The following is a 19,780-nucleotide window of genomic DNA, read 5'->3' as shown; positions in this document are numbered from 1 at the left end:
TGTTACTACCATACTACCATACAAGTATGGCAGTCGAAAAGAGGCCTATGTTCATGAAATTGAAACATTCCGGTATGAGCATGCCTCTCCTCTCGCCTGAGCAAGATGATATACTGGTTCTGCAATATTTTTTAAATCCAGGCAATACTGATAATGAAGGTGTTGACACCGTTATGTGGAAGCCAGACCGAACTGTTAAGAAGCCTATTTACCAGCAAATCGCTGATTATATGGAACGCCGGATCGCCTTCGGTGAATTCCCGCCCGGAAGCTTACTCCCCTCCGAACGGAAATTGGCGGATGCCCTTGGCGTTAATCGCAGTACCGTCATTCTCGCATATGACGAACTGCTCGCCTCCGGCCTGATTGAGCGCGCCAAAGGCAGCGGGACCCGAGTAACCCGCCATAAGTGGGGGATTACGCCGAAGCAAACTCCGAACTGGCGGACTTATGTGGAAGGCGGCACCTTCCTGCCGAATCTGCCGTTCATTCGCCGCATCCGCGAAGAGCTGCGCAAAGCGCCCGGAGATATGATCGATTTTGCCAGCGGCGAATTGGCGCCCGATCTGTTTCCGAACGACATCGTGCGTGCGCTGATGCGCGAGCAGCCGTTCGAGGAGGATCTCGGCTACGACGACCCGCAGGGATATGCCCCGCTCAGAGAAGCTTTGGTGCCCTATCTGGAGAAGCAGCTTGACATTCGCAGTATGGAATCCTCGATTCTCATCACATCCGGCTCGCAGCAATCCTTGTACCTGATCACTCAGTGCTTGCTTAGCCCTGGGGATACGGTCGCGATCGAGGATCCGTCCTACTGCTACTCCTTGCCGATGTTCCAATCCGCTGGACTGCGGTTGGTCCGGCTTCCCGTCGATGAGATGGGCATGAATCCCGACGATATCGTGGCGCTGCACCGGCAGCATCGGATTCGCATGTTATTCCTGAATCCGAACTTTCAGAATCCGACCGGCAGCGTCATGCCGCTGGAACGCAAAATTCGACTGCTGCAAATCGCAGCCGATTTGGGGATTCCTATTGTGGAGGATGACCCTTTCACCTTGACGGCCTTTCACGGCGATCCGCCCCCGACCTTGAAGTCGCTGGATACGACAGGCAACGTCCTGTACATCGGATCCCTCTCCAAAATAGCCGCATCCGGCCTTCGCATCGGCTGGTTAATCGCGCCTCAAGCGGTCGTCAGCCGGTTAACGGATGCGCGGCAGCAGATGGATTTCGGCTTGAGCCGCATCCCGCAATGGGTCGCCAGCCACTTCATCGCCGGAGGGCATTGCGAGCGCCAAATTCAGCTGTTGCGCCACAGTCTGCTGGAGAAGCGCGATACCCTAATGAAGGAATTGCGCGCAGCCGCGGGCAGCTCCGTCACCTTCAGCGAGCCGCAGGGCGGACTGAATCTGTGGTGCAAAATCAATGGCCAAGTCGACGATTTCAAATTGTTGGACGAAGCGATCAAGCGCGGCGTGCTTTTCGTTCCGGGCAGCGTGTACGGCTCCGATCACGGATTCATGCGGATCAGCTTCGCCAGACCGCCGCTCGCGGACATGCGTGTCGGACTTACACAACTTAGCGAAGCGCTGCAACAGCATATGAAATAAAAAAATAACCGTATCTTTGCCTGAGAGCTGCAAAGATACGGTCTTTTTTTAATGAAGCAAATATCGGATATAAGCTAGCAGAGCTAACAGCCCCGCTGCGATCGAAACGACATAGAAGGATGTAAGCCGCACCCATTTGACCCCGGTTTTTTGAAAATACGTCGTATCGCCTTCCCGGTTCTTACGAGAGAAGCCAACCATGAATGTGGTTACTAAACCAGCCAGCAATATAATCGAAAAGATCGAATAGTAGATATACATATCCATTGTGATTACCCCACTTTGGTTTTATTGAAAGTTCTTCTGTTGTTATTATAGCCAAAAACAGTCTGAGATTCATCCTCCACTTCCGCGAATTTTATACCATCCACTTTCCCGCTCCACATGCCCGGCTGCCCGATTATGAATCTATTTATAGTTGTCTCTGTCAATAGGAAGAGATTTACATATAATACTGTAGTACTAGTTTTAGAACCATAGAGGGGAGAATGAGAATGAAAGTTGTTATTTTGGCTGGCGGATTCGGCACCAGATTCCGGGAAGAAACTCACTCCAAGCCTAAACCTATGATTCTCATTGGCGATCGACCTATTCTGTGGCATATTATGAAATTTTACTCATTTTACGGGTTCAATGAGTTTATTATATGCCTAGGATATAAAGGGCACGTCATTAAAGATTATTTTGCCAATTACACCCTGCAAGAGTCCGATATGGAGATTGACCTGACAACAAACACTGCTTCCTATCTGTCCCACCCGACAGAGCCTTGGAAAATTAAGCTCGTTCATACGGGCGATGCATCCATGACCGGGGGCCGTGTAAAGCGTATTCAGAAATATATCGGGGATGAGCCCTTCCTCTTGACCTACGGGGATGGGCTGACGAACGTTCATTTGCCGGAACTTCTGACATTCCACCAAGCTCATGGCAAACTCGCAACCCTCACGGCCGTTCAGCCTACGGCCAGATTCGGCGGTCTTACCTTCGGAAGCGGAGATGAAGTTGTGAAGTTCCTGGAGAAGCCGAAAGGCGACGGCAGATGGATTAACGGCGGTTTCTTCGTCCTGCAGCCGGAAGTTTTCGATTATATCAAAGGGGATGCCACTCACTTTGAAAAAGAGCCTCTTGAGCAGCTGGCCGTGAACGGACAATTGCATGCTTACAAGCATACCGATTTCTGGTACGCCATGGACACCTTGCGGGATCAGCAGTATTTGCAGCAGCTCTGGGAGTCGGGGCAAGCTCCCTGGAAAATTTGGTAAACCGCAGCGTCGCGGGCTCCATACGGTGATGAAAGGAGAAGTCCGATGATACCACTTGTCAGCATTTTAATACCCACTTACCGCCGGCCTCTCTATCTGGAACAAGCACTCCGCAGTGCTCTCAGCCAGACATACCCTCGTATTGAAATTATCATTTGCGATAACAGTGAGGACGATGCGACGGAGCGAGTGGTGAAATCGCACCTCTCGTCACCGCGTGGCTCCGCCATCAGGTATATACGAAATGCAGCGAACATCGGTCCTATCGCTAATCAGCAGAGATGTTTCCAGCTCGCAACCGGGGAGTATGTCAACTATCTTATGGATGACGACTTGTTTCATCCCCGAAAGATTGAGCTGATGGTTCCTTATCTCGTCTCCGACCCCAAGGTCGGGCTCGTCTTCTCCCGCAGGCAAATTATTGACGGCTCGGGGCTGCCGGTCAGTATCTCCTCCGATAGCCTCTACTCATTGGCCGGCTCAAGAAAGCCTGTCATCCCAGGACGGTCGCTCATCAAACGCATGCTTACCGATACGAAAAACTACATCGGCGAGCCGACGACGGGACTTTTCCGCAAAGATGACCTTACGGAGCCCTTCGGGTCTTATGGCGGCCGCCAGGCCTACAATAATGTGGATGTCGCGACATGGATCGCGCTGCTCAGCAACAAAAACGCGGTGATGCTGCAGCAGCCGCTAAGCTCGTTCAGAAAGCATCCGGAGCAGTTGACCAAGACGCTGCTGTCCCGTATGGGGCGCAAATGCGACTGGATCGACGCCACGCTCATAGCCCAGCAGAACGGCATATTCGATGACCCGAAAGCTTTCGCCGAACTGGTGAACAGACTATCCAAAACCATGCTGAAGCAGTTCCCCCAGTGGAACGAAGCTACCAACGGCCAGTACGCGAAAGAGCTTCTGCTCAGAGTGCGCCGGCTTGCGAGCGTATGCGGGAAGATGAAGAAGCTGTCCGCGCAGGCGAAGGACTTGAAGCGGTTGGCCGAGCGGCTGGAGAAGGGCTGAGCTTGAGGGCCGCCTTCGGCGAATTTAACAGCGGTGGTGCCGCTGTTTTTTATGTTTGCTGCCGCTGTGCGCGGCAAAGGCAGCCTCCGGGTTCGTTCTGCGGCCGGACAGGCCGTTCAACCAAAAAGACCGTCCGCAGCAAAGGGACGGTCTATCTATGCCTTACGGCGTATAGGCATGCACACTCTCAAGCACATACGCGACTTCTTCGTCCGTCAAGTCCGGGAACAGCGGCAGTGTCACGAGCTCACGCCACAGCGTTTGAGCGACCGGCGTTTCCGCCGCATAAGAAGCGAAGAGCGGATGCATCGTCAGCGGCATATAGTGCACGCCCGTAGCAATGCCTTTGCTCTTCATATGCAGAATAAACCGCTCGCGATCTTTCACCCGCACGACGAATCCCCAGTAAGAGGAATCCTGCAGCCGGTAGGGTATCGCCGGACGGACATGGTTGGAGCCGGCAAGACCGGCGACATATTGACCGATGATGGCTTCCCTCCGGCGGTTCATTTTATCGAGCTTCCCGAGCTGTACGAGGCCGATGGAAGCCATCAGATCGTTCATGTTGTATTTATAGCCGACATCCGAAATCTCATAATACCAAGAGTTTGCATCGGCATGGTAAGAAGCATTTTGCTCATAGCGCTCCCATGTATCCTTATTGATGCCGACCCAGCGCGAGTGCCGCAGCGGCCGCAGCAGCTCCGGATCGTTCGAGGAGATCATCCCCCCGTCACCGGTCGTCATGCATTTCTTCTCCTCAAAGCTGAAGCAGCCGATATCGCCCCATGTCCCGAGCGACTTGCCCCTATACTTCCCGCCGGCCGAGTGTGCCGTATCCTCAATGACTTTCAAGCCGCGTGCCTTGGCCCAAGGGACCAGGACATCCATTGGCACGGGATGCCCCATGAAGTGCACGGGAATGACGGCCACGCAGTCCGCATCGTATTTGCGTTCCAGATCTTCCAAGGAAAGGCCGAAGGTTCGTTCGTCCACATCCACGAAGACCGGTACGAGTCCATTGTAGAGAACGGCCATCGCCGTCGCAGCGAACGTCACGACAGGAACGAGCACTTTCTTCCCTGGCGGGAATTTGAAAGCGGACAACGCCAAGTGCAGCGCGGCCGTACAAGAGTTCACCCCAACCGATTCGGCGCTGCCAATGTAATCGCTCCATTTCTTCTCGAACTCGCCTACGCGGGGACCGAGTCCGAGCCAGGCTTTGTCGAACACCTCCCCCATGCTGGCCATTTCTTCGCTGCCGACGGACGGTTTAAACAGTCTGATTTCCATGATTATCCCTCCCCCGAACCCATCTCAACCATGCCGCCGAATCTGCGGATGAACGCCTCCCGGGTCACGACCATCGTAACCATTTCCCGTTCGGGCTCCCCTTCAAGCTGTCCCTCGGCGGGAATCCAGCGGACGAATTCGCCCTGCACCTCTTTGCGCAGCGGTACCCGCTTGACCTCGACGGCGCCTAACGTTTCATAAAGATGAATCGCCCGGACATTGTCCGACAGCACATTCAAATATCCTTTGCGGATACCGAGCTCGCGCAGACTCCAACCGCCCAAGGTAAGCAGCGCATGCAGCACGATGTTGCCGTATTTGCCTTTGCGGCCGCGCAGCAAATTGTCGTATTCGCAGGTATTGGCCACTTCATCGTAATGCATCAACCCGATCTGCCCGATCGGCGTCTGCTCCTCATCCTCCAAAATGAATAAAATCCGGTCATCGGCATCCAGAATCTGATGTTTGGCCCAAGCTTTCGTCCCTTCCTCCGTTGCCGGGAACTGCGTGGCAAACCAGCTGCCTGCAGCTTCACGCCATTCCATAAGCGCTTTGATTTCCTCCTGATTCTCAATCGATTCTGCCGTTAACGGCCGGAGCCGGCCCAGAACCTTGCCATCTACGATAATAGGCAGACAATAGGACGAGACTTGCTCGCCCTGTGCCTGTTTGTATTCCTTAAGAATCGCTTTCACAGGCTTAATCATCCTTTCTTTTTCTTTTTCTTTTTCCCGTTCTGTTTCACATAGGGGATTGGAATCACGCTCGGCTTTACATTCGAGACCAGTTTTATGAAAGTTTTTTGTACCGTATCCTGAAGCAATTTCTGATCGATCAACTGGATCGTCTTCTGATTCGACTTTTGCTGCTTCGGCTGTTCATTTTTCTTCTCTTGCTGCTTCTCGAAATCTTTGATCATCTGCGGCGTCGCGTATCCTTTCTGAACGGCAAAATTTTTGAACGTTTCAACATCCATTTTGGCAACCGTTTTGGCCATTTCATGCTGTGACAGCTGCTGGGAATGATAGCGCAGATAGCTTAACGGTTGAACCATGTAGACACCTCTTCCTCTATCCAGCAGATTCAGCCAAGATGCCAAGTCTACCGCAAAATAAACCTGTCTGCCCAAGAGCATGCCGAATGGTTCAACGAGATCTTTTCTGCGGAACAGGACCGTTGTGGGCTCGCCCAAATAGTTGGTTTTATCTTCAAGCAGCCTTTTGGTCAAAATCCGGCCGTCCACAACCGTATCTTTGGGATAAAGCAGCTTGAACGTCCCGATCGGCGGCACATAGAGCTGGTTGCCCTTGGAATTGACCACCCGTCTTTGCGAGGTGACGAGCGTCACATCCGGGTATTGCAGCATATACGCCATCATCTTCTCGATCTTTTGCGGGTGAAACAAATCGTCGTCCATCAAATAGTTAACGAACTCGCCATAAGCCATATTCAGCGCTTGCTGCTGGTTGGCGATCGGTCCGATATTTTGTGCGTTGCGGACGTACCGGATTCGGCTGCCGCCCGGCATCGCCTGATACTTCTGGACCACCAGCTCGGTGGCATTCGTCTCGCTGTTGTCGCTCACGACCACTTCAATGTTCGGGTACGTCTGGGCGAGCGCGCTCTTGAGCGCTTGCTCAAAATAATCCGGCCTATTATACGTAGGTATTAGAATACTTACGAGTGGATTCATCTCAATCTCTCCTTCTTCAATTGTTCAAGTGTTGGAAGCTTCCGGTCTTTCTCCGACATAATCGGCAGTTCGACGGGCCAAGGAATGTTCAGGGACGGGTCGTTCCACGCAATTCCCCCTTCATGCGCAGGCGAATAGACATTGTCGACCTTGTAGACAACCTCGCAGTTGTCAACCAACGTACATAAGCCATGAGCAAATCCCGGCGAAATGTAAACCAGTTGGCCGCTGTTCTCGGATAACAGCCTGCTGTCATAGCAGCCAAAGGTTGGCGAACCTAACCTGACATCGACGAAAACATCGAGTATCACGCCACGGCTGACCCAGATGAGCTTCGTTTCGGCGTGCGGCGCGAATTGGAAATGCAGCCCCCGTATCGTACCTTTTCTTATGGAATAGGAGCGGTTCTCCTGCACCCAGTTGCGGTGAAGACCATGCGCCGACATGATCTCCTGATCGTATAAACGGGCAAAATAACCGCGATGATCTTGATTCGGAGACATCGTGATGTCATAAATGCCTTGCAGCTTCCCCGGCTGGATGATCATGCGTTTCCCTCCCCCTCCTCATACTCCAAGATTTGCCTGTTACATATGGCTCTGCAATCTTCTCCAAGCATGTAAGCCTTCATCCATTCAATCGACTTCGTAACGGCCGTATCCAAATTCCAGCGCGGGGACCATCCCAGCAATTGGCGGGACTTGCTGCAATCGAGCCGCAAGACATGAGCTTCATGGGGATGCTCCGCTTGATCGATGAGGTAAGACGCCTCGTCTCCCCATTTGGCACACAAATCCTTCACGACTTGCTCCACGGAAACCGTGTCGCTATCGTTCGGTCCGAAGTTCCACGCCTGCGCCTTGCCGCTGTCTTCAAACAATTGCTGCGCGACAAGCAAGTAGCCATGCAGCGGTTCAAGCACATACTGCCAAGGCCGTATCGCTTGCGGGTATCTCAGCTTAACCGGTTCCCCCCGCAGAATCGCCCGGAACGTATCCGGGATAAGCCGGTCTGCGGCCCAATCTCCGCCGCCGATCACATTGCCCGCCCTTACGGACGCAAGGAGTACCTGCCTGCCTGAAGAGCCAGCCGCATGCCGGTAGGCTTGACGATAGCTGGCAACGATCAACTCGGCGCAAGCTTTGCTGTTCGAATACGGATCCGCGCCCCCCAGCATGTCCGTCTCCATATATCCCCGCTCTTCGGCAAGCGGCGCATAGCATTTGTCCGTCGACACATGAATGACGGCTTGCACCGGAGCCCCTTCGGCCGAAGCCCGGCGTACGGCCTCCAGCACATGAGCTGTTCCTATCGTGTTTATTTCATACGTTTCGACAGGATTCAAATACGAAGCTCGGACCAGCGGCTGGGCCGCCAAATGAAATACAATATCGGGAGCCGATTCCTGAATGGCTGCCTGCAAAGCGCTCAAATCCCGAATATCCGCGATATAAGAAGTAACAATTTTATCCATCCTGCAAAGCTTATACAGACTTGGATCTGTAGGCGGCTCCAAAGCATACCCCGTCACTTTCGCTCCCATACTGTGCAGCCATAAGCTCAACCAGGTTCCTTTAAAGCCTGTGTGCCCTGTGACCAGAACGTTCTTGCCTCTCCAGAAATCGGGATTGATCCGAATTTGGCTATTTGACATCGCGTAACCCCCCCTTTCCAAAAAAATGGATACGAACAGATAGATTTATAGATTCTATCAAGTTTTTCATATCAGAATATCGTATGTTTCATCTCTCAAATCCGTCAGCGGCAGCCATCTATTCTTCTAAAAAATTAATAGACTAGCATACAAGCAAAACCTCTGGAACGCTCATAAGATGTTTACTAGAGAGGAGGGATTGCAAGTGGGTCAACTTTTACAAAAACTTGAAGAGATGCTCAAACAACTCCCAGGAGGAGTGACTGAAGGACCGGTCGGCAATGTTTTGCAGCGCCTTGGTCAACTTCAAGCTACTATGGATGAGCAGCTGTCCGGTACGGACTCCGAATTGGTTAGTCGCATTCAAGCCGAAATCGGCAAACTAAACCTTGGAGACAACACTTGGACTGAAGTGCAAAACGTTCTGAACCAAGTTAGCGGCTTACTAGGTCAAAACTTTCTTACGGACGGTACACTTTCCGGGCTTTTGCAAACTGTTCAACAACTAGTTACACAAATCGCAGCAAATCCGACACCCGAAAACATCACTGCCAACCTGCCAGCCATTCGTGCCCTGCTCCAGCAAATCGAAGCTTTCCTTACAGCGCAGCTTGGTTCCCTGAACCAAGAATCCATCGTCGCTTTGTTGAGAAGATTGAAAGTCATTAACTAATGCCAAAAAAGGTTGGTCAGGATTCCCTGACCAACCTTTTTTATGTTTATTTATATCGCTTGAGCCGCTTCGTTTGCTCCGGGCACGCCATACAGGAGGAATGCTTGTGCGGCGGCGATCCGTGCGAGCGGTATCCGGTAAGGTGAACAGCTTACATAATCCAGTCCGATCCGGTGGCAGAACAGAATCGATTCCCTGTCCCCGCCATGCTCTCCGCAGATGCCTGTTTTGAGGGATCGCTTCACGGACCGCCCTGTACGAACGGCAAGGTCGATTAATTGCCCCACTCCCTCGACGTCCAGCACTTGAAACGGATTGTGCGGCAGCAGCTTCTGATTGACATAATGCGTGAGGAACTTGCCTTCCGCATCGTCACGGCTGTAGCCGAACGTCATCTGTGTCAAATCGTTGGTGCCGAAGGAGAAGAAATCGGCATGTGCAGCAATCTGGTGCGCCGTAAGTGCGGCTCGCGGCACTTCGATCATCGTCCCGACCTTGTAGGCACATTCCCGCAGCTTGTCGGGTCCCAATACCTGCCGGGCAACGAAGTCCGCAAGCTCTCTGACAATTCGCAGCTCGCTCGCATGGCCGACAAGCGGGATCATGATTTCCGGCAGCACCCGGACGCCCTTATCCATGCAGCCGGACACAGCACGGAAAATCGCCTCCAGCTGCATATCGTATATTTCCGGATACACGATGCCTAGCCTGCAGCCCCGCTGTCCCAGCATCGGGTTCGCCTCGTGCAGCGCCTGCACTTTGCCCAGCAGCTGCGCGACCTCCTCTTTTTCTTTCACGGAACTATCGCGATCATAGGTCAGCTGGGCATACCGTTTCTGCAGCTCATCGAGACTGGGCAGAAATTCATGCAAAGGCGGATCCAGCAACCGGATCGTGACCGGAAGTCCGTCCATCGCCTCGAACATATCTGCGAAATCCGACTGCTGCATAGGCAGCAATTGGTCCAGCGCCTTCAAGCGCTCATCCCGGTTGTCCGCAAGGATCATGCGCTGGACGGCCGGCAGACGCGCAGGCGAGAAAAACATATGCTCGGTCCGGCACAAGCCGATCCCCTCCGCGCCCAGCTGCCGGGCAAGCGCCGCATCCTGCGGATTATCCGCATTCGCGAACACCTTCAGCGTACGAATCTCATCCGCCCAGCCCAGCATGACGAGCAGCTCGTCGGTCATCTTCGCTTCATGCAGCGGCACAGCGCCTAGAATCACCCGGCCTGTGGCGCCGTCGAGGGTGATCCAGTCCCCCTCCTCCACGGTTTCGCTTCCTGCGATCATGCGCTTCTCATCCGGCACAATCCGGATCTCCTCGCAGCCGCAAACGCAAGGCTTGCCCATTCCTCGAGCCACGACAGCGGCATGGCTCGTCATTCCACCCCGGCCGGTCAGCACGCCTTCCGATGCGATAACGCCGTGAATATCTTCAGGCGTCGTTTCGATTCTGGCGAGAATGACCTGCCGGCCGGCGCGATTCCAGGCTTCGGCCGTATCGGCGTCAAACACGACCTGCCCGACTGCGGCGCCCGGCGACGCCGGAAGTCCTTGGGCAAGCTCCTTCAGATTCAGCTTCTGCTGCTGCTTCTGCTGCTGAATGGCCTCCTCATCCAGCCCTCGATGAAGCAGCTGATCCAGATGCAGCACTTCGATCCGGCCTACGGCCTCCGCCTTCGTCAACACACCCTCTTGGACCAGATCGACGGCAATTCTCAGGGCGGCTTGCGCGTTGCGCTTGCCGTTTCGCGTTTGCAACAAATACAGCCTGTTATTTTCAACGGTAAATTCAATGTCCTGCATATCCTTGTAATGCTTCTCCAGCTGCTTGGCTGCTCCTGTCAGCTGCGCATAAATCTCAGGCATCTCGTGCTCCAGCGATGCGATGGCGAGCGGCGTCCGGATGCCTGCGACGACATCCTCGCCTTGCGCGTTGATTAAATATTCGCCAAAAAAAGCATTCTCTCCGGTAGACGGATTCCGCGTAAAAACCACCCCCGTTCCGCAGTTCGGGCCCATATTGCCGAACACCATGCTCTGCACATTGACGGCCGTTCCCTGATCGTCCGGGATCCGGTGCATGCGGCGGTAAATGTGCGCTCGCGGATTGTTCCAAGACTTGAAGACGGCCTCAATCGCCATGCGCAGCTGCTCATAGACGTTCTGCGGAAAAGGACGGCCCGTTCGGTTCATGATGCAAGCTTGATATGCTTGGACCAGCTCCTTCCAACCGCCAGCCGTTACATCCTGGTCGGAGCCGGCTCCCTCCCTTTCCTTCAACCGATGCAGTTCGTGTTCGAAGCAGCCGGAGTCTATCCCCAGCACGACGCTCCCAAACATCTGGATCAGCCGTCTGTAGCAGTCGTAAGCGAACCTTTCGTTGTTCGTAAGCGCTGCCAATCCTTGCACCGTCTTATCGTTCAGGCCCAGATTCAGAATCGTGTCCATCATCCCCGGCATGGACGATACCGATCCGGAACGAACGGATACAAGCAGCGGGTTCGCGCTGTCGCCGAAGGTTTGGCCTCTCTGCTGCTCCAAGGCATGAAGAGACTGTTCCACTTCCTCCAGCAGCTCATCCGAGAGCCGGCTGCCTCTGCGGAAGAAATCCAGACATGCCGCTGTCGTAATCGTAAATCCCGGCGGAACGGGAAGTCCGGCGCGCGTCATCTCCGCGAGATTAGCCCCTTTTCCACCCAACAAAGCTTTCATTGCGGCATGCCCCTCTTGAAATGGAACCACTTGGTTCTGCGTTGTCATTAGCTGGCCTCCTTGTTCGGATCTTGGCATGCTTTGCACAGCACATAAAATTTCTTATAGCCATCTGTAGGCAGCGTTGCGATGACCTCATTGCAGGATTTGCAAATCACCAAGCCAAGCTCATTCGGCTTTACAGCCGTCAAGGTTACACAGATTGTATCAGACATGCTGTTCCCTCCTTTGTATGCGTGCGTTCTGCACGTGAGATATGGGCTGCTGCGTCGATGACCCGGGAGGTGTAACCCCATTCGTTGTCATACCAGGCCAGCAGTTTGATTTGATCATCTCTTGTCATTAATGTAAGACCGTCTATAATGGCTGAATTCTCATTACCGATATAATCCGCCGAAACGAGCGGCAGTTCATTATACGCCACATAAGCGTCCATTCCGTCTGCGATCGCCTGCTGAATCGCGCGCTTGACTTCCTCCGTTGTCACGGCTCGGCCTGCAACGACTTGCAGATCCAGCAGTGAAACGTCCTGCGTCGGAACGCGTACGGCGAGGCCCTGAATACGGTCTGCCAGATGGGGCAGCACATCGGTCAGCGCTTGACCGGCACCGGTCGACGTCGGAATAATCGCATTCGTGCATGCTCGGGCACGCCGCAAATCTTTGTGCGGATTGTCCAAATGGTTCTGATCATTCGTAAACGCATGCACTGTTGTCATCCATCCTGATTGGACGTGAAAAGCTTGATCCAGAATATGCAAAATGGGTGCCAAGCAGTTCGTCGTACAGGAGGCTGCGGACACCAAATGATGCGACCTCGCATCATACTGCCCTTCGTTGACGCCCATGACCATCGTGAAATCCACATCGGTACCGGGCGCCGTCAACAGCACTTTCTTCGCGCCTGCGAACAGATGGCGCTCGGCACCATGCCGGTGATTGAACTTGCCGGTCGCATCGACGACCAGCTCGACACCGTGGTCCTTCCAGGGAAGCAGGTCCGGCTCCCGCTGGGAACAAACGGAAAGCAGCTGCCCGTTGATCCGGATGGCCTGGTCATGGACGACTTCTATCGCCGCATCCCATGTGCCGTGAACGGAATCGTATTTCAACAAATGCGCTAATACCTGTACAGGGCATGTTGCGTTAATGATTGCAACATCGAACTCCTGTCGGTGGCTCAGCGCTTTCCTTAGGAAGAGTCTGCCGATTCTTCCCGTGCCGCTTAATGCAACTCGCATCTCCATCCCCCTAACCCTCATTTAGTATGACATAAATGTATCATATAAGTATTTAATGCACAATATATATTTGATTAAATCGTTAAAAACGGGCAGTTTCGTGCTGATTTCCTGATTATTGATTATATATGACGTCATATATAATAATTGGTGAATCAGAATACGCTGTGCTCACCCCCACGTTCCTTCCGATATCTGGAAACGCGCCGCTTCTTTACCACCAGTTTCTTCCAGGACGCATTGTTACTTCTTCACTACCTGCTGCTGCCAGGAACCATTGCTGCTTCTTCACTTCCTGCTGCTGCCAGGAACCATTGCTGCTTCTTCACTACCTGCTGCTGCCAGGAACCATTGCTGCTTCTTCACTACCTGCTACTGCTAGGAACCATTGCTGCTTCTTCACTACCTGCTCCCCAGGAACTATTGCTGCTTCTTCATAACCTGCTACTGCCAGGAACCATTGCTGCTTCTTCACTACCTGCTACTGCTAGGAACCATTGCTGCTTCTTCACTACCTGCTACTGCTAGGAACCATTGCTGCTTCTTCACTACCTGCTACTGCTAGGAACCATTGCTGCTTCTTCACTACCTGCTACCCCAGGAACTATTGCTGCTTCTTCATAACCTTCTACTGCTAGGAACCATTGCTGCTTCTTCACTACCTGCTACTGCCAATTCACTATCTGCCGCCCATCACTGCTACTCCGCGCATACCTCGGGAACACGCTACCACCCACCCCACATTGGGAAATACGATTCGTTATTTCACTCAAAATAGTGATTTCTACGAGAGAAAGGGAAATATATGACCTTAACTCGATAGATCTCGCTTCTTTTCACCTATTTCCGGTGAAATAGCGAATCCTATTTCCCCAATTTGACCAAATACTCTGTTTTCCTGGCAAATAGCGCACTATATTTCCGACTCAGCAGCAGACTAAACTTCAACCACAAAAAAACACTCACTCGGGTGGACTCCTCTCCCAAAAACTAGTCAGCTTGTTTAACCGTAAACCTAAATGTGCAGCGTTGGTCTGTTTCATGAGACAAAGGGATAGTGCTCAAAGACTCAGTAGTGTGGATATGCTCGCTAACGGCTGGGGCTTAGCAGCTGCCGGGACGGGGTAATGTAGCTCTCTCTTCCGCTTCATGAGCCAAAGGGATAGTACTCAAATGCGCAACAGTGTGGATATGCTCACTTACGGCTGGGGCTTGGCCAGCTTCTGGGATGGGGTAAAGTAGCTCCCACGGCCGCATCATGAGCCAAAGGGATAGTGCTTAAAGGCGCAATAGTGTGGATATGCTCCCTTACGGCTGGGGCGTGATTATGCTCGCCTGCGGCTGGGGCCCGGGACAGCTGCCAAGACGGGGTAAAGTAGCTCCCTCGGCCGCATCATGAGCCATAGGGATAGTGCTTAAATGCGCAACAGTGTGGATATGCTCACTTACGGCTGGGGCTTGGCCAGCTGCCGGGATGGGGTAAAGTAGCTCCCTCTGCCGTTTCATGAGCCATCGGGATAGTGCTCAAAGGCACGATAGTGTGGATATGCTCGCTTACCACTGGGGCCCGGGATAGCTGCCGGGACGGGGATCACTTCCCTTCACTCCCCTCCCCACCGCGATAAACGAAAAAAGCGTATCCTCGATGAAGATACACTCGCGCTATTCCCACTCTTGCTCATTTCAGCAGTTTTTCCCGGTACAGCTTAGGACTATATCCCGTCATCTTCTTAAACATCCGGCTGAAGTGTTCCACATTTAAATAACCGACCGTTTCGGCAATATCGGTAATTTTATAACCTTTGCGCTTCATTAACCGCTTGGATTCTTCAATGCGCAAGTTCGTTAGGTAATGGATGAAATTGCATCCGACCTCTTTGGTGAATTGCTTGCTGAAATAGCTTTCGCTAACACCGACCATCTCGCTGATCAAAGCAAGATTCACGTCCTCCATATAATGAAGATCGAGAAACTGCTTCGCCGTCTGTACGGCGCTGCTGTACCTCGCTTCATCCTTGAGGTTGCCGTGCAGGCGTCCGAATATCGTCCGGCACAAACGAAACAACCAGGTCACGGCTTCCTCCAGCGTCTCCAGACTTTTCAAATATTCATAAGGATGCTGAAGACCTTCTTCCAGCTCTTCCCAGCGGATACCCGCCCGGTGGAGCAGGCCTCCCAGCTCCCAAAGCAAATTCTCCAGGGCCGATTGGACCTCTTGTGGTCTCCACCCCCACGTTTGCCCCAGCATCCCCTGCATGCGTTCAAATTCTTTCTGCCACAGCTCCGCATTGTCCTGCTCCAAAAGCTGCGCAATCCCGGCGCCTACCGCTTTGAGCGCCAACTGCAGCGAGCGTGCGTGCTCGCTCCCAGCCGGGACGATATGACGTCCCTGATCCATCGCACTTTCGGGGTAAAACACTTTGTTCCACCCGGCAAAATAACGCAGCGACGCCAGATTGGCCGCTTGCTGGTGGAGGCGGTACCAATGCTTCACACCGCTAGCCAATTCGCTGACCCCGATCGAAATGGATACGTTCACATATTGGTTCAGCCTTGTTTGAATCATCGCAAAGGCGGACTGCACCTTTTCACGAATGACGCTTTCACTGCGGAATTGAGCCAGTGTACAGAAGAGGACATACTCGACCTTGCCCGTCCGGTGAATCAAGTGGCGAATCGACATCGAATCCAGAACCGTTCGTATGGATTGCATAATAAAACGCTGCGTTTTCACATCGTCAATGCCGCGATCCCGCTTCGATTCCACCGTGCCCGTGCCCTGTGAAATTGAAATGACGGCTGCCAGCTGATTCGACTCGCCTAGCCGTTCAACGATGCCCGCACCTGCCGCTGCATAAGCCGCCTGCTGCTGCTGCGGATCGACCGTTATAAGCTGCTGCAGGAGCTCGCCCGACCCATCGGAGTCATCCTCTGCCGAATCAGCCGCTGCAGGCTTCCCGGCCGGCGCTTGTTTCTGAAGCTCACCGACCGCCTTCAGAACGACGGGAACCAGATGCTCCTCATCCATATCGGCCTTCACGATGAAATCGATCGCACCCAGCAAGAAAGCTTCCCTAACATAACTGTAATCGCTATATGCACTTAACATAATAGTGACAGGCTTCTTCGCATTACCACCCTGGAGAGTCCGCAGCAGCTCAATCCCGCTCATCTTCGGCATCTCGATATCGAGCAGCAGCATATCGATATCTCCACGCTGTGTCACAATATCCAGTGCTTCCGCACCATCGCCGGCTTCAGCTTCGACGACGATTCCCATACTCCTCCAGTCGATCATATGCTGCAGAGCAAGGCGAACAAGCGGTTCATCATCGACGATCATCATCTTCAGCAACCGATTCATCCCCCATCGCAAGATTGACTTCTTGCCTCTTCACCCTTTGACCGCACCATCCATAAGCCCCTTGAAAATATAACGCTGGAACACGATGTAAAAGACCGCACTCGGCAGCAATACGATCATGATCCCCGCGCAAAGCTGTGCTAAATCCGAGCTGCGCGTGCTGACGAAGGCCGTCAAAGAGGTCGCGAGTGTCGCCAGCTTCGCGCTTGGCATATACAACTGTTGAACGAAAATATCATTCATTATTGTAACACTTTTCAGGATGGCCAGTGTAGCGGTTGCCGGCAGCAGCAGCGGAAAAATGATGGAACCGAAGATCCGGAAGTAAGAAGCGCCATCCAGCATCGCACTCTCGTCGAGCTGGACGGAAATCTTCTCGAGAAATTGCATATAGATGTAGATTTGCATAATATCGGTTCCGATGTAGATCAGCAGCGGTGCGCCCAACGTATCGTAGACGCCTAGCGCATGAATAAGCTGAAAGCGGGCGATCTCGGTCGTGTACGCCGGAATGATCATGGCGGCCATGAACATCATGAGGATCGCTTTTCTCATGCGGAACTGGAAGCGATTCAGCACGTAGGCGGTCATCGTGCCCAGAAGCATATTGCCGAGCATACTTAAAATAACGAGCAGCATCGAGTTGCCGAGCCCACGCACCATATTGCCTTCTTTCAGCGCGCTCAAGTAATTATCGACATGCAGGAAGCTCTTCGGCAGCGAGAACGGCGACGATTCGGCAAGCTCCATATTGGTCTTGAACGAGCCGAAAACGACAAGCAGAATCGGTACGAAAATGATCACCGTCATTAGCGCAAACAGCCCGTAGTAGACGGTCAAACCAAGCAGCCGCTGCGCGCTTCTCGATCGGGGCCGCCCTGTCAAAGCCCGCTTGTATAATGGCTTCAGTATTTGCGTAGGTTCCATGTTCAAGACTCACTCCTGTCTTTCACGATCCAGGCTTGCAGCGCTGAGAACATGATAATCATGAATAGAAGCATAACCGCCATAGCCGAAGCCAAGCCGTAATTGTTGTAGGTGAATGCCGTTTGCAGCGAAAACAAGCCGAAGGTACTGCTGGTACTACCCGGGCCTCCGTTCGTCATCACAAGCGGAATATCGTACTGCAAAAGGGCGCCGGATACGTTCATGAACAAGATGATTTCAACGACCCGGCGAATACCCGGCAGCGTGACATACCGCTGCTGCTGCCAGAAGCTTGCTCCGTCGATTTCGGCCGCTTCGTACAAATCTTTCGGAATCGATTGCAGCCCGGCTAGAAACAGAACGACATGAACGCCGCTATAGCGCCATAATGAAACGGCCACCAAGGAATAATTCACGACGTTCGAATCGCTGAGCCAGCTCTGGATCCAGGACTCCAGCCCGGCGCTTTTCAACAGCTCATTCAACGGACCGTTAATGGGGTTGTAGATATAGCTGAACATGTAGGCCACGGCAATCCCGTTAATAATATACGGCATCAGCACGGAGAAGCGGAAAAACGCGCTCCCCCGCAGCACTCTGTTCAGCAGCACGGCCATCATCAACTCGACGGGAATCGCTACCGCGTGCAGGATGAAGTAGGTGGCGTTATTACCGATCGCATGCCACGCATCGGGGAAATCGACAAGCATTCTTACGTAGTTGTCAAAGCCGATGTACTTGAATCCGGGGCTGTAGCCATCCCAGCTGGTGAAGCTGTACCGGAATAGCTGCAGCGTCGGATAGATAAGAAACAGCAGCAAAAGTGAAACGGGAACAAACAAAAAGGTCACGATGACGATTTTCTGCTGTAGACGATAATTCATGCGATCACTCCTGTGTAAGGAAAGGGCACTTTACCACTCAACGCTTGGTTCGTGCCCTCTATTCAATCTTATTTGTTCGATTCGACGGCTTTCTTCCACTTATTGTTGAGGTCCTTCTCTAACGTCTCGAGCGGCTTGCCTGCATAAATTTCCTGAGCGGCTTTCTTGAAATCGAATTGAGCGGCACCGCTCACCTTGGCGAAGGCCTCATCCGTCGCGTTATAAACGAACGGTTTGAAAGGATACTTCTCCGTCCACTTCTTAAAGAAAGGGATCTCCGAGTCTACGCCATTTACGGTAGAAAACTGCTGGGCCATTTTAATATACGAAGGATACACATCCTTGCTGAACATCCATTCGAAGAATGCTTTCGCTTCTTCTACGTTTTTGCTGTTCTTGTTAATGCCGACATTCATGTCGGACAAGGTCATGGCCGTCAGCGGCTCGCTTTCCGTGCTGCGCAAAGGCAGCGGGAACGCGCCCAAATCTTCATCCGTTTTCACTCGATTGACGTAATCGGGATAATACCACTGACCGGCTGCGAGCATGGCCGCCTTCTTGGACTCAAACAGCTGTGTGGATTGATCGAAAGAAATCGACAGCGCATCGGGTCCCGCCAATTTTTTGCTCGACATCTCCTTGATCATTTTGCCTACTTTATCGAACGTACTGCCTTCCCCGAACGGTTCAGGCGTTTTGGCCAAATTCCCCAAGTAATTCTCATCGCCGGATAAAATATGCGGTCCGAACTCCATGAACGGGTAGAACGTCCAGTCTTCTTTGCCGCCAATCGCGATCGGAGTGTATTTGCCGCTGCTTTTAATTTTCTCCATCACTGTCATGAACTCCGGCAGCGTCTTCGGCACTTCCAGATTCAATTCCTGGAACACGCTCGGCCGGAAATAAACGAATTCGGAGAACGAGACGAGCGGGGCTCCCAATATTTTGCCGTCGATTTTGGCCGGAAACTTGTTATTCTTCGCTCCGTTCAGATCATCCAGAGGCAGCAACGATTGTTTGTATACCTGCAAATGCGTCGGCTTTAAATAAAAGAGGTCCGGCAGGTCGTTAGCCGCCAAGCGAACCTTGAGATACTGCCCGCCGTTGTCAGGCACCTTCTCCACTTCAATGGTGACATTCGGCTTCACTTTGGTGTACTCTTTCACCTTCTCTTGCCAGAACGTCAGATCGCCCTTGGCATCCCACATGGCCAGCTTCAGCTTCACCGGATTAGCCGGTTTCGCCGCAGGTGACGATGCCGCCTGACCATCCGCCGGCTTCGCCGCAGGTGCTGCCGGTTCCTTGGCGCAGCCTGTAAGCAGGCTCAACATAACCATTCCGCCTACTAGCGCTGTGTGAACAAGTTTTCTTTTCCCCATTTCGTTACCCTCCATTGTTTGTTTCTTTGAAGCTCTGATCTCATCATACCTGCAA

General features: G+C 52.8%; 18 protein-coding genes. 4 read left to right on the top strand and 14 right to left on the bottom strand.

The window, feature by feature from the left end:
* Positions 1–173 precede the first annotated feature (173 nt).
* Complete coding sequence (gene pdxR, locus PUT07_RS09830) at positions 174–1,613, top strand: MocR-like pyridoxine biosynthesis transcription factor PdxR (protein ID WP_274469268.1); 1,440 nt, start codon at positions 174–176, stop codon at positions 1,611–1,613.
* A 48-nt stretch (positions 1,614–1,661) separates the two neighbouring features.
* On the opposite strand, the gene PUT07_RS09825 is transcribed toward pdxR, so the two are convergent.
* The gene (locus PUT07_RS09825) at positions 1,662–1,880 is read right to left on the bottom strand and encodes a hypothetical protein (RefSeq protein ID WP_274467778.1); all 219 of its coding nucleotides are present in this window, start codon (positions 1,878–1,880) and stop codon (positions 1,662–1,664) included.
* A 227-nt stretch (positions 1,881–2,107) separates the two neighbouring features.
* Between PUT07_RS09825 and rfbF the strand changes: the two genes are divergently transcribed.
* Together rfbF and PUT07_RS09815 are read left to right on the top strand one after the other, a co-directional pair.
* Positions 2,108–2,878, top strand: coding sequence for a glucose-1-phosphate cytidylyltransferase (gene rfbF / locus PUT07_RS09820; RefSeq protein WP_274467777.1), 771 nt, complete (start codon positions 2,108–2,110; stop codon positions 2,876–2,878).
* Positions 2,879–2,923: 45 nt separating this feature from the next.
* Complete coding sequence (locus PUT07_RS09815; RefSeq protein ID WP_274467776.1) at positions 2,924–3,901, top strand: glycosyltransferase family 2 protein; 978 nt, start codon at positions 2,924–2,926, stop codon at positions 3,899–3,901.
* A 162-nt stretch (positions 3,902–4,063) separates the two neighbouring features.
* On the opposite strand, the gene PUT07_RS09810 is transcribed toward PUT07_RS09815, so the two are convergent.
* The 5 genes from PUT07_RS09810 to rfbG are packed head-to-tail and all read right to left on the bottom strand — an operon-like array spanning position 4,064 to position 8,541.
* A complete protein-coding gene (locus PUT07_RS09810) occupies positions 4,064–5,194 on the bottom strand; it encodes a DegT/DnrJ/EryC1/StrS family aminotransferase (RefSeq protein WP_274467775.1) in 1,131 nt (376 codons plus the stop codon).
* A 2-nt stretch (positions 5,195–5,196) separates the two neighbouring features.
* Positions 5,197–5,889: a GNAT family N-acetyltransferase gene (locus PUT07_RS09805; protein WP_274467774.1), complete on the bottom strand. Its 693-nt coding sequence runs from the start codon at positions 5,887–5,889 to the stop codon at positions 5,197–5,199.
* 8 nt (positions 5,890–5,897) lie between these two features.
* Positions 5,898–6,887, bottom strand: a complete 990-nt coding sequence (locus PUT07_RS09800) for a glycosyltransferase family 2 protein (protein WP_274467773.1) — start codon at positions 6,885–6,887, stop codon at positions 5,898–5,900.
* Positions 6,884–7,435, bottom strand: a complete 552-nt coding sequence (gene rfbC / locus PUT07_RS09795) for a dTDP-4-dehydrorhamnose 3,5-epimerase (protein WP_274467772.1) — start codon at positions 7,433–7,435, stop codon at positions 6,884–6,886. The genes PUT07_RS09800 and rfbC overlap by 4 nt, the downstream gene beginning before the upstream one ends.
* Positions 7,432–8,541 carry a CDP-glucose 4,6-dehydratase gene (gene rfbG / locus PUT07_RS09790; RefSeq protein ID WP_274467771.1) on the bottom strand — a complete coding sequence of 370 codons (1,110 nt, stop codon included), beginning with the start codon at positions 8,539–8,541 and terminating at the stop codon, positions 7,432–7,434. The genes rfbC and rfbG overlap by 4 nt, the downstream gene beginning before the upstream one ends.
* A 205-nt stretch (positions 8,542–8,746) precedes the next feature.
* On the opposite strand from rfbG, the gene PUT07_RS09785 reads away from it, so the two are divergent.
* Positions 8,747–9,214, top strand: coding sequence for a hypothetical protein (locus tag PUT07_RS09785; RefSeq protein ID WP_274467770.1), 468 nt, complete (start codon positions 8,747–8,749; stop codon positions 9,212–9,214).
* A gap of 50 nt (positions 9,215–9,264) precedes the next feature.
* Here PUT07_RS09785 and ppdK read toward each other — a convergent pair whose 3' ends face one another.
* From ppdK to PUT07_RS09745, 8 genes are all read right to left on the bottom strand, one after another.
* Positions 9,265–11,979, bottom strand: a complete 2,715-nt coding sequence (gene ppdK / locus PUT07_RS09780; protein WP_274467769.1) for a pyruvate, phosphate dikinase — start codon at positions 11,977–11,979, stop codon at positions 9,265–9,267.
* Entirely contained in the window at positions 11,979–12,146 is a 168-nt protein-coding gene (locus PUT07_RS09775; protein WP_274467768.1) for a GapA-binding peptide SR1P, read from the bottom strand. The genes ppdK and PUT07_RS09775 overlap by 1 nt, the downstream gene beginning before the upstream one ends.
* Positions 12,125–13,171, bottom strand: coding sequence for a type I glyceraldehyde-3-phosphate dehydrogenase (gap, locus tag PUT07_RS09770; protein WP_379239647.1), 1,047 nt, complete (start codon positions 13,169–13,171; stop codon positions 12,125–12,127). The genes PUT07_RS09775 and gap overlap by 22 nt, the downstream gene beginning before the upstream one ends.
* Before the next feature lie 328 nt (positions 13,172–13,499).
* Positions 13,500–13,646, bottom strand: a complete 147-nt coding sequence (locus PUT07_RS09765) for a hypothetical protein (RefSeq protein WP_274467766.1) — start codon at positions 13,644–13,646, stop codon at positions 13,500–13,502.
* Between the two features lie 1,203 nt (positions 13,647–14,849).
* The gene (locus PUT07_RS09760; RefSeq protein WP_274469267.1) at positions 14,850–16,517 is read right to left on the bottom strand and encodes a response regulator transcription factor; all 1,668 of its coding nucleotides are present in this window, start codon (positions 16,515–16,517) and stop codon (positions 14,850–14,852) included.
* A gap of 48 nt (positions 16,518–16,565) precedes the next feature.
* On the bottom strand, positions 16,566–17,462 hold the full coding sequence (locus PUT07_RS09755) for a carbohydrate ABC transporter permease (protein ID WP_274467765.1): 897 nt from the start codon (positions 17,460–17,462) through the stop codon (positions 16,566–16,568).
* Between the two features lie 2 nt (positions 17,463–17,464).
* Positions 17,465–18,346 (bottom strand): carbohydrate ABC transporter permease, encoded by an 882-nt coding sequence (locus PUT07_RS09750; protein WP_274467764.1) that lies wholly within the window; start codon positions 18,344–18,346, stop codon positions 17,465–17,467.
* Between the two features lie 68 nt (positions 18,347–18,414).
* Positions 18,415–19,725, bottom strand: coding sequence for an ABC transporter substrate-binding protein (locus PUT07_RS09745; protein WP_274467763.1), 1,311 nt, complete (start codon positions 19,723–19,725; stop codon positions 18,415–18,417).
* Positions 19,726–19,780 lie beyond the last annotated feature (55 nt).

Origin of the sequence: Paenibacillus sp. MAHUQ-63 (assembly GCF_028765165.1) — a bacterium.
GTDB lineage: Bacteria > Bacillota > Bacilli > Paenibacillales > NBRC-103111 > Paenibacillus_E.
The sequence above is the reverse complement of the archived record's forward strand: the minus strand, read 5'-3'. Positions and strand labels throughout refer to the sequence as shown.

Bases quoted from the DNA above. Each gene is read 5' to 3' on its own strand.
- pdxR (WP_274469268.1), top strand. From the start codon at position 174: ATGTGGAAGCCAGACCGAACTGTTAAGAAGCCTATTTACCAGCAAATC.
- PUT07_RS09825 (WP_274467778.1), bottom strand. From the start codon at position 1,880: ATGGATATGTATATCTACTATTCGATCTTTTCGATTATATTGCTGGCT.
- rfbF (WP_274467777.1), top strand. From the start codon at position 2,108: ATGAAAGTTGTTATTTTGGCTGGCGGATTCGGCACCAGATTCCGGGAA.
- PUT07_RS09815 (WP_274467776.1), top strand. From the start codon at position 2,924: ATGATACCACTTGTCAGCATTTTAATACCCACTTACCGCCGGCCTCTC.
- PUT07_RS09810 (WP_274467775.1), bottom strand. From the start codon at position 5,194: ATGGAAATCAGACTGTTTAAACCGTCCGTCGGCAGCGAAGAAATGGCC.
- PUT07_RS09800 (WP_274467773.1), bottom strand. From the start codon at position 6,887: ATGAATCCACTCGTAAGTATTCTAATACCTACGTATAATAGGCCGGAT.
- rfbC (WP_274467772.1), bottom strand. From the start codon at position 7,435: ATGATCATCCAGCCGGGGAAGCTGCAAGGCATTTATGACATCACGATG.
- rfbG (WP_274467771.1), bottom strand. From the start codon at position 8,541: ATGTCAAATAGCCAAATTCGGATCAATCCCGATTTCTGGAGAGGCAAG.
- ppdK (WP_274467769.1), bottom strand. From the start codon at position 11,979: ATGACAACGCAGAACCAAGTGGTTCCATTTCAAGAGGGGCATGCCGCA.
- PUT07_RS09775 (WP_274467768.1), bottom strand. From the start codon at position 12,146: ATGTCTGATACAATCTGTGTAACCTTGACGGCTGTAAAGCCGAATGAG.
- gap (WP_379239647.1), bottom strand. From the start codon at position 13,171: ATGCGAGTTGCATTAAGCGGCACGGGAAGAATCGGCAGACTCTTCCTA.
- PUT07_RS09760 (WP_274469267.1), bottom strand. From the start codon at position 16,517: ATGATGATCGTCGATGATGAACCGCTTGTTCGCCTTGCTCTGCAGCAT.
- PUT07_RS09755 (WP_274467765.1), bottom strand. From the start codon at position 17,462: ATGGAACCTACGCAAATACTGAAGCCATTATACAAGCGGGCTTTGACA.
- PUT07_RS09750 (WP_274467764.1), bottom strand. From the start codon at position 18,346: ATGAATTATCGTCTACAGCAGAAAATCGTCATCGTGACCTTTTTGTTT.
- PUT07_RS09745 (WP_274467763.1), bottom strand. From the start codon at position 19,725: ATGGGGAAAAGAAAACTTGTTCACACAGCGCTAGTAGGCGGAATGGTT.